Origin of the sequence: Streptomyces sp. NPDC016640, assembly GCF_043076215.1 — a bacterium.
In the GTDB taxonomy this organism is placed as follows: domain Bacteria; phylum Actinomycetota; class Actinomycetes; order Streptomycetales; family Streptomycetaceae; genus Streptomyces.
The window spans coordinates 114,116-126,804 of sequence record NZ_JBIBRG010000001.1 but is presented as its reverse complement, the minus strand read 5'-3'; the positions used below and the strand labels follow the sequence as shown (position 1 = coordinate 126,804).

General features: G+C 74.1%; 11 protein-coding genes. 3 read left to right on the top strand and 8 right to left on the bottom strand.

The annotated features are described in order from the left end of the window. Positions 1-120 precede the first annotated feature (120 nt). From ACF07S_RS00580 to ACF07S_RS00570, 3 genes are read right to left on the bottom strand one after another with little or no spacing between them, the layout of a single operon-like run. Complete coding sequence (locus ACF07S_RS00580) at positions 121-1,578, bottom strand: penicillin-binding transpeptidase domain-containing protein (RefSeq protein WP_391973120.1); 1,458 nt, start codon at positions 1,576-1,578, stop codon at positions 121-123. After that, positions 1,575-2,936, bottom strand: a complete 1,362-nt coding sequence (locus ACF07S_RS00575; protein WP_391961334.1) for an FtsW/RodA/SpoVE family cell cycle protein — start codon at positions 2,934-2,936, stop codon at positions 1,575-1,577. The genes ACF07S_RS00580 and ACF07S_RS00575 overlap by 4 nt, the downstream gene beginning before the upstream one ends. Positions 2,937-2,979: 43 nt before the next feature. Beyond that, complete coding sequence (locus ACF07S_RS00570) at positions 2,980-3,669, bottom strand: SH3 domain-containing protein (protein ID WP_391973119.1); 690 nt, start codon at positions 3,667-3,669, stop codon at positions 2,980-2,982. Between the two features lie 594 nt (positions 3,670-4,263). Between ACF07S_RS00570 and ACF07S_RS00565 the strand changes: the two genes are divergently transcribed. Continuing rightward, positions 4,264-5,067 carry a nuclease-related domain-containing protein gene (locus ACF07S_RS00565; RefSeq protein WP_391973118.1) on the top strand — a complete coding sequence of 268 codons (804 nt, stop codon included), beginning with the start codon at positions 4,264-4,266 and terminating at the stop codon, positions 5,065-5,067. A gap of 149 nt (positions 5,068-5,216) precedes the next feature. Here ACF07S_RS00565 and ACF07S_RS00560 read toward each other — a convergent pair whose 3' ends face one another. Both ACF07S_RS00560 and ACF07S_RS00555 read right to left on the bottom strand, forming a co-directional pair. Continuing rightward, entirely contained in the window at positions 5,217-6,848 is a 1,632-nt protein-coding gene (locus ACF07S_RS00560) for a transglycosylase domain-containing protein (RefSeq protein WP_391973322.1), read from the bottom strand. Between the two features lie 185 nt (positions 6,849-7,033). Then, on the bottom strand, positions 7,034-8,176 hold the full coding sequence (locus ACF07S_RS00555) for a sigma factor-like helix-turn-helix DNA-binding protein (RefSeq protein WP_391973117.1): 1,143 nt from the start codon (positions 8,174-8,176) through the stop codon (positions 7,034-7,036). Between the two features lie 180 nt (positions 8,177-8,356). Between ACF07S_RS00555 and ACF07S_RS00550 the strand changes: the two genes are divergently transcribed. Both ACF07S_RS00550 and ACF07S_RS00545 read left to right on the top strand, forming a co-directional pair. Then, positions 8,357-8,872: a SigE family RNA polymerase sigma factor gene (locus tag ACF07S_RS00550; RefSeq protein ID WP_391961329.1), complete on the top strand. Its 516-nt coding sequence runs from the start codon at positions 8,357-8,359 to the stop codon at positions 8,870-8,872. Next, the gene (locus ACF07S_RS00545) at positions 8,862-9,671 is read left to right on the top strand and encodes a hypothetical protein (RefSeq protein ID WP_391973116.1); all 810 of its coding nucleotides are present in this window, start codon (positions 8,862-8,864) and stop codon (positions 9,669-9,671) included. Before ACF07S_RS00550 ends, ACF07S_RS00545 begins: the two co-directional genes overlap by 11 nt. Positions 9,672-10,004: 333 nt before the next feature. On the opposite strand, the gene ACF07S_RS00540 is transcribed toward ACF07S_RS00545, so the two are convergent. From ACF07S_RS00540 to ACF07S_RS00530, 3 genes are all read right to left on the bottom strand, one after another. Further along, positions 10,005-10,886 carry a class I SAM-dependent methyltransferase gene (locus ACF07S_RS00540; protein ID WP_391973115.1) on the bottom strand — a complete coding sequence of 294 codons (882 nt, stop codon included), beginning with the start codon at positions 10,884-10,886 and terminating at the stop codon, positions 10,005-10,007. Positions 10,887-10,987: 101 nt separating this feature from the next. After that, the gene (locus tag ACF07S_RS00535) at positions 10,988-11,401 is read right to left on the bottom strand and encodes a PIN domain-containing protein (RefSeq protein ID WP_391973114.1); all 414 of its coding nucleotides are present in this window, start codon (positions 11,399-11,401) and stop codon (positions 10,988-10,990) included. Beyond that, positions 11,398-11,661, bottom strand: coding sequence for a CopG family transcriptional regulator (locus ACF07S_RS00530; protein WP_391973113.1), 264 nt, complete (start codon positions 11,659-11,661; stop codon positions 11,398-11,400). Before ACF07S_RS00530 ends, ACF07S_RS00535 begins: the two co-directional genes overlap by 4 nt. Positions 11,662-12,689: the final 1,028 nt, after the last annotated feature.

Genomic DNA, 12,689 nt, shown 5'->3' with positions numbered 1-12,689 from the left:
TGTCAGCAAGACCGTCAATCCCCTGCGCGCGACTTGTTGGCGACGGATCCACCTGGTTTCCGTCCCCCGTCGGCAGCGGCCGCACCGCCGTCACCGCCGGCGCCGGCCGGGACGCCCGGCTCACCGGCCGAGCACCGCCTCCATCACCGCCCGCGCGATCGGTGCCGCCGTCCCGCCGCCGCTGATCTCCCGCCGGTTCGCCGCCGCGTCCTCGACCACCACCGCGACCGCCACCCGGGGCTCCATCTCCTCCTCACGCTGCGCCCAGGAGACGAACCAGGCATAGGGAGTACCGGAGTTGCCCAGGCCGTGCTGGGCGGTGCCGGTCTTCCCACCGACCACCGCACCGGGGATCGCGGCCCCGGTGCCGGTGCCCTCCTCCACCACGCCCCGCATCAGCTCCCGCAGCCGCATCGCCGTCGCCGGATGCATGGCCCGCCGCACCGGACGTGCGCCGGCCGTGGAGACCGTGCCGCCGCCCGCCCGGGTGGTCCGCTCCACCAGATACGGCTCCCGCACCTGCCCGCCGCTCGCGACCGCCGCCGCGACCATCGCCATCTGCAGCGGCGTGGCCCGGGTGTTGTACTGCCCGATCGACGACAGCGCGAGCTGCGCCCGGTCCACCGTGGGGTCGAACGTGCTGCGCGCCACCCGGAACGGAACGCGCAGGTCCGCGTCGTTGAACCCGAAGTCCTCCGCCGCGGCCCTCATCCCCGCCACGCCCGTGGCCACGCCCAGCCCGGCGAACACCGTGTTGCAGGACCGGACGAACGCCTCCCGCACCGAGGCGTCGGCACAGCCCCGGGAACCGTTGGTCAGCCGGGTCGTCGTCCCCGGCAGGGTGTACGGGTCGGGGGAGTCGGTCGGCTCGTCGAGGTCGGTCACCACGCCCGCGTCCAGCGCCGCCGCCGCGGTGACCACCTTGAACGTCGAACCCGGCGGATACGTCCGCCGCACCGCCCGGTTCAGCATCGGCCGGCCCGGGTCGGCGTTCAGCCGCGCCCAGGCCCTCCGCGCCGTCGTCCCGTTCCCGGACAGCAGTTCCGGGTCGTACGACGGGACCGAGACCAGCGCCAGGATCCTCCCCGTCGACGGCTCCACCGCCGCCACCGCGCCCTTGTGCGAGCGCAGCCCCTCGTACGCCGCCCGCTGCGCCGCCGGGTCGATCGTCGTCACCACCTTGCCGCCCGCGCTGCGGGAGCGCGTGAACTCGTTCCACAGCGGCAGCGGCGCGAGCACCGGGGCGGTGCCGGACAGCAGCCCGTCCTCCGTGTCCTCCAGCAGACTCGTGCCGTACTCCTGCGAGGAGAAGCCGGTCACGGGCGCGTACAACGGGCCGTCGCGGTACGTCCGTTCGTAGCGCAGATGCTCCCCCGTGTCCCGTGAGCCGGTGACCGGCCGCCCCCCGACCAGGATGTCGCCGCGCGGCTGCTGATAGCGGGCGATGACCTCGCGGCGGTTGGCCGGGTTGGCGTCGTAGGCGTCGGCCCGCAGCACCTGGACGCGGGCCGCGTTCACCAGCAGGGCGACCAGCAGCAGGGCGCAGAACAGGGCGGCGTGCCGGATGTGCCGGGTCACCGGACGGCGCCCCCGCCGCCGGGCCGCCGCGCGCAGTCGCTCAGCCGGACCAGCAGCGCCACGATCGCCCAGTTGGTCACCACCGACGAGCCGCCCTGCGCCAGGAACGGCATCGCCATCCCGGTCAACGGGATCAGCCCGGTCACCCCGCCCGCGATCACGAACACCTGGAGCGCCACGATGGAGGCCAGGCCCACGGCGAGCAGCCGGCCGAACGGGTCGCGCAGGACGAGCCCCGCCCGGTAGCCGCGCTCCACCAGCAGCCCGTAGAGCAGGAAGATCGCGGACAGTCCGGCCAGGCCCAGCTCCTCCCCGGCCGTCGCCAGGATGAAGTCGGACTTGACCGCGAAGCCGATGAGCACGGAGTGCCCGAGCCCGAGCCCGGTGCCGAGGATCCCGCCCTCCGCGAAGGCGAACAGCGACTGGGCGAGCTGGTCGGCCCCCTCGCCCGCCTCGATGGAGGCGAAGGGGTGCAGCCAGGTGTCGATCCTGCCGTGCACGTGCGGCTCCAGCCGGCCCACGGCCACCGCCCCCAGCGAGGCCAGCAGCAGGCCGACGGCGATCCATCCGGTGCGGCCGGTGGCGACGTACAGCAGGACCACGAACAGGCCGAAGAACAGCAGCGAGGTGCCGAGGTCCCGCTCCAGGACCAGGACGCCCACACTGACCAGCCAGACGGCGACGATCGGGCCGAGCACCCGCCCGGTGGGCAGCCGCAGCCACCGGGCACGGCGGCCGGCGTAGGTGAGGGCGCCGCGGTTCGCGGCGAGGTACGCGGCGAAGAAGACCGCCAGCAGCACCTTCGCGAACTCGCCGGGCTGGATGGAGAAGCCGGCGACCCGGATCCAGATCCGGGCGCCGTTGACCGCGGGGAACAGGATCGGCACCGTCAGCAGGACCAGCGCGGCGGTGACACAGACGTAGGCGTAGCGCTGGAGCACCCGGTGGTCGCGCAGCACCAGGACGACCACGGTGAACAGCGCCACGCCCAGCGTCGACCAGATCAGCTGGGCCGGGGCGGCCGGTCCGCCCGGCGCCTCCAGGTCGAGCCGGTAGATCAGCACCAGGCCGAGGCCGTTGAGCAGCACCCCGATGGGCAGCGGCAGCGGGTCGGCGTACGGGGCGCGCCAGCGCACCGCCAGATGCGCGACCAGGGCGAGCACACCGAGCCCGGCGCCGTAGCCGGCGGCGCCGGGCGGGACGGTGCCGTTCCTGGCGAGGCCGACGGCGCAGTATCCGTACACCGACAGCAGCACGGCCAGGACGAGGAGGGAGAGTTCGACGCCACGGCGCCGGGGGAGGTGGACGGTGGGCGCGGGCGGATCAGCCGTCGCCAGGGTGATACCGGCCTTGCTCATGTCCGGAACTTACCCACATGGGGCGCCTTGCGGGCTGTGCTGGTCAGCACCAGCGTGGCGCGGGACCGATGTTGTCGATGTGGCGGGCCGGACCCCAGGCCCAGGTACCGTCCGTGAGGAGGTACCAGAGCGGATTGCCGTCCACCTTGTCGCCGGGGACCTTGCAGAAGATCGAGACGACCTCGCCCTTGTGGGCGTACCGGATGACCTGCGAACCCCGGGTGGGGGCGCTGCGCAGGGCCAGCGACGGCGCGGTGACGACACCCTTGTACTCACCCTGGTCGCCGTGGTTGCCGCCGGCCTGGTTGTCGTTGCCGTGGCCGCCGCCCTGCTGGCCGTTGCCGCCGGCCTGGTTGTCGTTGCCGTGGCCGCCGCCCTGCTGGTCGTTGTTGCCGTTGCCGCCTTGCTGGTCGTGGTCGCCGTTGCCGCCTTGCTGGTCGTTGTTGCCGTTGCCGCCTTGCTGGTCGTGGTCGCCGTTGCCGTTGTTTCCGTTCCCGTTGTGGTTTCCGTTCCCGTTGTTGCCGTTGCCGTTGCCGTTGCCGTTGTTGTTCCCGTTCCCGTTCCCGTTCCCGTTGTTGTTTCCGGCCTGCTGGTTCCAGTTCCCCTGGTCGCCCTGGCCGGGATCGTCGGCGGCCACGGCGGGGGCGACGGCGGTCGCGACCGCGAGGGCCCCGGCGGCGAGAGCTATGGGCAGACGACGGGTGAGCGGCGAGCGGGGGCGGTGTACGGACATGGCAGTACCTCCATGTAGGGGGACGAACAGGTCGAAGGTGACTTGTCGCCACACTAGGAGCGCCCCCCGCCGCCCCGCCCGCCCTGCTGCGCCATCGGGGACGGCGCTGCGCCCTTCGGGTCACGGCGACGGCCCCCGGTCACTCCGTCAGCTCCTCCAGCGGTCGCGCCGTGCCCGGCCCCGCCCGCAGGCAGTCGGCGGACGACTCGTTGAGCAGGGCCCGGGACGAGCGGCGGGAGCGGACCGGCCGGATCGCCGCGTCCCGTCGAGCGCCCGTCCGGGACCGGCCGCACCTGGCACCCGACATCGGCCTCCGGCCCGTGCCCGGGCAGCCGCAGCAGCGTCTGCACAAGATCGAACCGCCGGAGCGCCACGGCGGACCCCAGCTGCCCGGAGGGACCCGGAACCGGTGCCCGCCCACCCACGGACCGGACACGATCTCGTCCCACGGGCTGCCCGGAGCCGGTACGCCGGCTTGCCTCCCGCCGGTACGCGACGGCGCCTCCCCGCCCTCACCGCCCGACTCAGCCTCAGGCATCCGGCTTCTTGCCCGCGGGGCACCCCGCCTGTTCCCATGGACTGGGGTGATGGTGCATGGACGGGTTGCGCGTCATACCGACCTGGCGGCACGGCCGGGAGAGGCTGTACGTCTGCCTCCCGGACGGCGGGAACCTCGCCTGGTACGACCGTGAGACGGCCCGGGTGAGCCTGCTCGCCGACGACCGCGAGGAAGCCGTGCTCGAGGCGCTGGGCCCCTTCCTCACCGGCCCGGTCTCGGTCGGTCCGCCCCCGGTCCCCACCCCGGCCGAGCTGGCCCGTCTCTCCCTGCACCCCGACGACGACCTCGCGCCGAACCGCCCCGGGGAGGCGTTGCTGATCGCCCTCGACCGGGACCCCGGCCCGCCCCGCCTGCTCCGCCCCGACCCGCGCCGCGGGGCCCTCGCCGCGGAGCGGACGGTGGGCGAGGCCCTGGACCGCATGGACGGCGCCGGCTGGCACGCCCTGCACTCGATCCCGCTTCCCGGCGGCGACCGCGTGCACCACCTGCTGATCGGCCCCGGCGGCCTGTACGCCGTCCACGCCCTGTACACCCGCGGGCAACGGGTGACGGTGGCCGACCCCCAGGTGAAGCTCGGCCGCCATGAACCGCGGCCCCTGCTGCGCCGGGTCCGTGCCGACGCCGGCCGCGCCTCCTACGCCCTGACCGCCGAGGTCCACCCGGTGCTCGTCCTGGTCGGCGCGTCGGACGTGACGGTCCCGGTCCCGCCCCGCGAGGTGCGCGTCCTGGCCGACGGGGAGGTGGACAGCCTGTCCCGCCTCGGCGGAGTGCTGAAACCGGCCGACGTGGAGGCCCTGCACGCGATGGCCCGCGACCGGAACACCTGGGCAGGGCTGTGACCGGCTGAGCCGGGGCGCTCACGGCGGCACCGGACGCGGAACGTGCCTGATGTGCCACGCTCCACCAGGCGGGTGAGCGGGGACACACACCTGCCGAGCCCCCGCCGGCCCGGGCGGGTCACCGGCACGTGGTCCGCCCGTGGACGACGTCACGGCTGTCTCCCCGATGCCCACGTCCCGTCCACCAGCTGTTCCGCGTACCGGGTGGGCGAGGGGACGTCCGGCAGGTGCGCGGGGACCGTGGTGTCCTTCTTCGCGCCGGGCCGGTCGGCGAAGAGCGCCACGGCCAGGGCGAGCCGGGAGTCGTACCCCACGGACCACACGGTGCGCCGGGTGATGCCGCCACCCGCCCCGGCGGTGAGGAACGCGCCGTCGCCGCCCCTCCCGCCGGCCGGGGCGGCGACGGAGACGCCCGGGCCGGACCACCCGCCGAGACGCCCCTGCGCCCGGGCCGTCACCATGAAGGCGCCCTTCTCGTCCAGCACCCGCCGGGTCTCCGGGCGCGCGGTGTGGACCGTCCGCCCCTCGCGGGTGATCCGGGCCACCGTATGGGGGGTCGCGTACACGCCGTCCGCCGCCACGGCCGCGTACGCGGACGCCAGCCGCAGCGGGGTCGGCGCCGCCGACTCGCGCAGTCCGCGCAGCGGGCCGTCGAGCCGCACCCCGTCGAACGGATCCAGCACCGAGCCGGCCTCCACCGCCCCGCTCACCGCGTCGTTGAACGGCTGCCGGGCGTAGTCCGCCCCGCCGTACAGCACCCGTACCGCCCCGTCGCCGGGCTCGATCCCCACCACCGCCGTGTGCACCCGGACGTCGTCGTCGCCGGAGCCCCTCGGGCGTTGCTTCACCGACTCGGCGGTCGCGTCCTGCAACGCCAGGTCGAAGGTGGTGTGCACGGTGTACCCCCCGCGCGCCAGCTGGTCCTCGCTGATGCCGAGCCGGCCGGCCGCCTCCTTCGCGGCCACGTCGATCAGATACTGCCGCTGCCCCTCCGTCCCACCCGGCGGATAGAACCGGAACGCCGGGAAGCGGGCGCCCGCGCGCTGCGCGCCCGTGATGTCGCCGCCGGCCTCCATCGCGTCGAGCACCCACTCCCAGCGGTCCCGGAGCCTCGCCGTCACCTCCGGATCGGAGCCCGCCTTCTCGTAGTACGAGGGGATGTTGACGATCGACGCCAGGGCGGCGCCCTGCGAGACGGTGAGGTCCCCCGGCGCCACGTCGAAGTAGTTGCGGGCGGCGGCCTGGACACCGGCGGCGCCCCGGCCGAAGTACACCGTGTTGAGATAGCCCTCCAGGATCTCGTCCTTGGCGCGGGTACGGTCGAGCTTGACGGCGATCAACGCCTCCCGCGCCTTGCGCGACAGCGACCGTTCCGGACTGAGCAGCGCGTTCTTCACGTACTGCTGCGTGATGGTGGAACCGCCCTGCGGGGCGCCGCCGGACACGGTGGCCCACAGCGCGCGGGCGACGGCACGCGGGGACACCCCGGTGTCGGTACGGAAGGACCGGTTCTCCGCGGCGATCACCGCGTCCTGGACATGCCGGGGGACCTGGGACAGGGGCACCTCCTGCCGGTCGACCGGACCGCGCCGGCCCAGATAGGAGCCCTCGGCGTCCACGAAGACCGTGCTCTGCACGACCGTCTCGGGGTGCGGCTCGGGGATGACGGTCAGCTTGTAGGCGACCACGGCCGCGCCGCACACCACGGCGAGAAGCGTGAGGAAGGCGACGAGCAGCCGCCGCAGCCACCGTCCACGGGTACGGCGGAGACGGGTCCGCAAGGGGACGCGGGGGCCGTCCGGGGTGCCGTGCGGGACTTCCGGGGCCTTGCGCGGGCCGTCCGGGGTGCCGTGCGGGGGGTCCGGAGCCTTCCGGAGGTGGTCCAGGGCCGTGCGCGGACGGTGCGCAGCCGCGCGCAGACGGTCCGCGGTCCTGCGCGGGAGGCGGCCGACGGCTGGCGGCAGCCTCACGAGCGCCACATCCCGACGGGCACCGGCCGGGCCGCCGGGGGCCCGACGGCCGACCGCACCAGAACCTCACCGGCCGCGTCGTACACCGTGACGGTCTGCCCGCTCCCGGCCGGGCGCGCTCCCGTCGCGGTCCTCGCCCGGTCGGCGGCGGCCCCCGTGATGGTGTCCGTGCCGGTGTCCGCGAGCGGCGTCTTCGCGTACCACACACCCCACCCCGGACTGCCCGCCAGCGTCAGCACGTTCGCGGTGACGGTCCGGCCGCCGGCGCGGATCTCGATGCGGGCCGGGTCGGCGGTCAGGCCGTAGTACATGCCGCTCCGGAGGTACGTGCCGCCGCCCAGATCCTCGCCCTGGACGGAGACACCCGCCCGTGTGCGGTCCAGGTTCACGTCGTCCACCGGGAGGAACCGGTTCGGCGCCTGCGGTGAGGACCAGTGCCGGCCGTCCGGAGTCAGCCAGAGGTCCACACCCGGTGCGACGGACACCCGCTCACCGGGAGCGACGATGCGCACCGGGCCGGGCGCCGGCCGGTCGGGCGCCTCCGAGGCCGGGGTGGCGCCACCGCCCGCGAGCGGTCCGGCGGCGAGGAGGGCCGGCGGGGCGAGCAGCAGGGCGCACCCGGCGGCGACGGCTCCCGCCCGGCGCCGGCGCCGCAGCACGCCGTCCCGCTGGATGTCGTCGAGCGGAACGGCCGGCGGCACGAGACCGGCGAGCACCGCGGCGAACCCGGCCCGCCTGTCCTCGGCCCGGGTCTCCTTCTCCCCGCGCCGCACCCACGCGCGTACGGCTCCCACCGAACACCCCAGCAGCTGCGCGATCTCGGCCTCCCCCAGCCCCTCCCAGTGCCGCAGCACCAGCACGACCCGCCGCCGGCCGCCCGCCCGACGCCCTCGGAGGTACGCGCGCACCAGGGACCGCCGCACATGGAAGTCCACGTCGTTCCGCGGCACCCGCCGCCACCGCGCGCACACCCGCACCAGCGTGCGCCGCGCCAACTCCTCGGCGGCACCCGCGTCTTCCGTGAGCAGCCGCGCGGTGGCGACCAGCCGCGGCCACCGGTCACGTGCGTAGCGGGCGAAGTCCCCCTCGACGTCGTTGGCTTGGGGCGGCCGCCCGGAACGGAGAGGTGCGTACGTCACCTCCGTGACCGCCGGGCCTGTGCGCCGCGCGCCCACCCGCACGACGGGTCGATGGATCCCGGCACCCGTGTTCATCGTCTTCCTCCAGGGATGTGCTTCGATGTGCGCGACCTGCGATACCTGTACGCATGGCGGTGACGGCCGGGTTGCAGGGGAAAATCCGAGACTCCGGCGGAGGGCATGACCGAGGACGAGTTCGACGCTTTCTACGCGGCCGCGTTCCCCCGTCTGACCGGGCAGTTGTACGCCTTCACCGGGGACCACGGCGAGGCCCAGGACGTGGTCCAGGAGGCGTTCGTACGGGCCTGGGACCGGCGCCGGAAACTGCTGGCCGACGAGGCGCCCGAGGCGTGGATACGCACCGTCGCCATGCGCCTCGCGGTGAGCCGCTGGCGACGCGCGAAACGCTGGCTGGAACTGGTACGGCACACCCCGCCCCCGGAGTCGACCCCCGGACCGGGCCCCGAACGCACCGCCCTGGTCACCGCGCTGCGCCGACTGCCGGAGGCCCAGCGCAGGGCGATCGTCCTGCACCATCTGTGCGACCTCAGCGTCGAACAGGTAGCCTCCGAGACCGGCGCACCCGTGGGGACGGTCAAGGCGAGACTGTCCCGCGGACGGGCGGCACTGGCCAGGCAGCTGGCGGTGGACGAGGCCGAGGAGCCGGCCTGGAGGGAGAGCGGCCGTGTCGGATGAACTCTCCCGTGTCCTGCGCGAGTTGGCGGCACAGCACGAGACCCCGCCGCGCGTGGCGGCCGCGGAGATCCGCGACCGGGCCCGGCGCCGCTCCCGCCGCCGCAGGGCGACGGCCGCGCTCGGCACGGCGGCCGCGGCGGCCTGCGCGCTGGCGGCCGTCGCGTTCACCCTGCACACCGGGGCCCCCGCCGAGAACCGCCGGCTGCCGGCCGCGGCACCGGACGCCCCGCCCCCGAGCACGGCGGCCCCGGTCCCCGCCCCCGCCACGGCCGGCGTCCTCGACCTGGGCCGCCACACCCTCACGGTCGGCGACCGCGTCATGCGCGTCGACTCGCACTCCTTCCGCCGGTTCGCGCCCGGCACCCGGATGACGGTGGTCGCCCGGGCGGACTCCAAGCTGCTGCCGCTCCAGTACGGCACCCAGGCGGGCGAGGACGTCAAGGTCCCCTACCTGGTGGAACTGCGCACCCCCGACCGGGAACCGGTCTACGCGGGCGCCCTCGCCTTCGACACCAAGGCGCTCGCCGCCCTCACCGCCAAGGCGGGATGGGTGGGCATGAGCATCACGGACGCCGAGTGGTTCTACCGGCGGGCCCGGGTGGGCGACCACATCGAGATCACCTCGACGCTCGCCCCGAGCCCGACGGAGACGGCCGCCACACCGGGGGACGCCCGGACCGGGCGACCAAGGGCCGCCACCCCGGACGCGACCGGGAACACGGGCGGGACCGACACCACGGGCGGGACCGACGCCGCGGGCGGGACCGAGGCCGCGAGGATCGCGGGGAGAACGGATTGACCCCGCCGTCGCCCACCGAGGAGCCGTGCCCGCCCGGTCCGTCCCACCACCCACCGGTAGACGAGCACCGGGAGCACCGCCACCGACAGTCCGACGGCCGGCGCCGGCCACGGGCCGTCCTCGACCGCGACCACGATCCAACCACCGGTGGCGGCGATGCCCACCACGGCCGGAATCCGCCGGACCACTCCCAGGAGGACTCCTTCGACGGACCCGCGGCCGAAGCGCCGCGACCGCCTCGAACGCCACGGATCGGCCGCCCGGGAATCGTCACCTCACAGGAGACACCCCTACGCAGCTCGCACGGGGGACGGCGCAGGAGCCGACGGGCCGTCAGCCGGCCGGGCGCACGGCGGTGACGACCCAGTAGCGGCCCGTCAGCCGCACACCACTGCCGCCCCCGCCCTCCTGAAAGGTCCGGAACGCCTCCACCGCGGCCCGCCGGGCGCGTTCCTCCGTCCGGGCATCGGCGCCCGCCTCCCGCAGCCAGTGCCGCAACGGCCCGAACCCGAAGAGGAACCCGGCGGCGTCCTCGGCGTCCTCACCCCAGTACTGGGACGCCTCGACGCCCTCGACGGCCACGTCCCCGAACCCCGAGCCGGTCAGCACCCGCCTCGCGTGACCGGGGTCCGCTAACGCCTGCGGCCCCGGCCCGGCGGGCCGCGACAGATCGGGCAGCCGTACGTGCTCCCCGATCGCCGCGAAGACCGTGGACTGGTCCATACGGGCGAAACCCTGCGGGCAGACGAACGCCAGACGCCCACCGGGCCGCAGGGCCCGCCCGATGTTGCCGAACCCCGCGACCGGATCGGCGAAGAACATGACCCCCAACCGGCTGACGGCCACGTCGAACGCGGCCTCCCCGAACCCGTACACCTGCGCGTCGCCCCGTACGAACTCCACGTTGCCGAGCCCTTCGGCGGCGGCACCGGCCCGGGCGCGCTCCAGCATGGGCGCCGACAGGTCTACCCCCAGCGCGTACGCCGCCCGCCCGGCGGCGAGACGGGTGACGCGCCCGTTGCCGCACCCGACATCGAGGACCCGGTCGGTCGGCGCGAGGGCCGCCGCGTCGAGCAGCGGGGCGTTGACCCCGTCGTTGATCGCGTCGTAGCGGTCCTGATGGTCGGCCCAGTGCCGCCCCTCGTACCCGTTCCAGGCCGCGGCCTGCTCCGCGTTCACCACGTCCTCCGCGCCACTGCCCACGCCATCCGTCATACCGCCATCATGCCGCCCGGGCGTGCCCTTGCGAGCGCTGGTTCCCCGCTGTGGAGAAGGGGAGGGCGGGCTCCGGTCACCTCCCGCTGCGGCCCGGTGCGTCACACCTTCATGACGGTGACGCGTCCGCCGCACAGCGCCATGAGGTCCTCGGCATCGGAGGTGAGGACAGTCACCGGCCCCGGGGCGGTCAGGGCGGTGGCGGCGAGCATGGCATCGACGGCGTACTCGTGGCCGTGCAGGCCGGTGTCGGCGAGGAGCGCGGCGGCGCGCCGGGCGATCGGCTCGGTGACCGGTTCGACGACCAGGCGGGAAAGAGTCCACTCCAGGGCCGGGCGGTTGATCCGGGGATGGACCACTTCCACGAGTGTGGCTGCCGAAGTGATCACGCGCAGGTCATCGGTGCGGGCCAGGGCGAGCCAGCCGGTCACTGTGCGGTCTCGCAGAACAGCCTTGGCCAGCCCTTCGCTGTCGAGGACCAGGGTGCCGCCGGGGATGGCGGGGGAACGGGTCACACCGCGTTCGCTCCGCCCCGCGTCTGCTGCTCGCGTGCCTGGTGGAGCTGGTCCCGCAGGGACTGGATCTCCTCGTCTGTGACGGGGCCGTGCTCGGCCTCGCCGACGGCGACGAGTTCGTTGAGGCTCTCCCGTTCGATCTGACGGGCGACGGCCGCAGCCACGTAGGCGGACAGGCCGGAGGGGCCGCTGCGGGCCTTGGCCGCTTCCGCGACGTCGCGCGGCATGGTGATCGAGTACTTGCCGGTAGGCTCACTCATGCCACTGATCCCACCTCTCATCCTCCCCGTGCTGGGTCACCCCTTCCGGCGAGTGCGCGACGCCTCATTGCCCCTGACGACGCTCAAGAGCCCCGCAGACATCCGCAGCGTCCCCGACTCGCTCGAACTCCCCCTTCCGGTGCCCCGGCGGCCGAACCGGGAGATCAAGCGCCGCGCCGACGTCGTCCAGGTCTTCCCGAACCCGCCCGCGGTCCTCCGCCTTGCCACCGGGGTCCTGCACCCGAGGCCCCTGGCATCGCGTCCAGGGGCCTCGTCGATGCTCCATGCCCCAGCTCATCGGGTAGCCGATCCTCGCGATGTCCCGCACGAGGTCTGCCAGGGCGATCTCCGAGTTCAAAAACTCCGCCCAGAATGTTGACTCGGCGCATATGCTGCCTAACCTGGTTAATAAGCCGCAACACCGAAAGAGTCACAAAGTCGATGAGGACGTCTAGTCGGCGGAGTGGCTTGGACAGGATGTGGTGTAGGCCCCCGGCAAGCCGGCGCGATACCGGAGTGACAGTGACGACTGAAGCTCCAGGACACGTGCAGTACTACCGGGGACTGTTTTTGCCCTCATGGCCTTCGCACGGCCCAGTCGCGGTGCGAAGGCCGTGTCATGACCACGGAGCCGCCCGTCCGGATTCCCGGTTGTGGCCGGCTCGTGCCGTGGGTGTGCGGCGATCGAGGTCGGCGGCGGCACCCCGTAGGCGCCCTGGGCTGACGGCCACGTCACGTGCGCGCGCCCTTCTCGGGGGATCCCGAGTGCCCGACCTTTGGAACTGTTCAGAGGCCTTCCCGATTGCCGGGGCTCACCTGCGGCGACGCCTCGAAATCCCGTCACGGACCCCGGCACACGCCTGCACATACGCGAAGACCCCGTTCTCAGCGTTTCCGCTGATGGCGGGGTCTTCGGGCACCTCGTGCAAGGTGCCCCCGGCAGGATTCGAACCTGCGCACACGGCTCCGGAGGGCACTTCGGTACGGGACGTCTATACAGGTCACAAGCTTGTTGCCGGTCAGTTCGC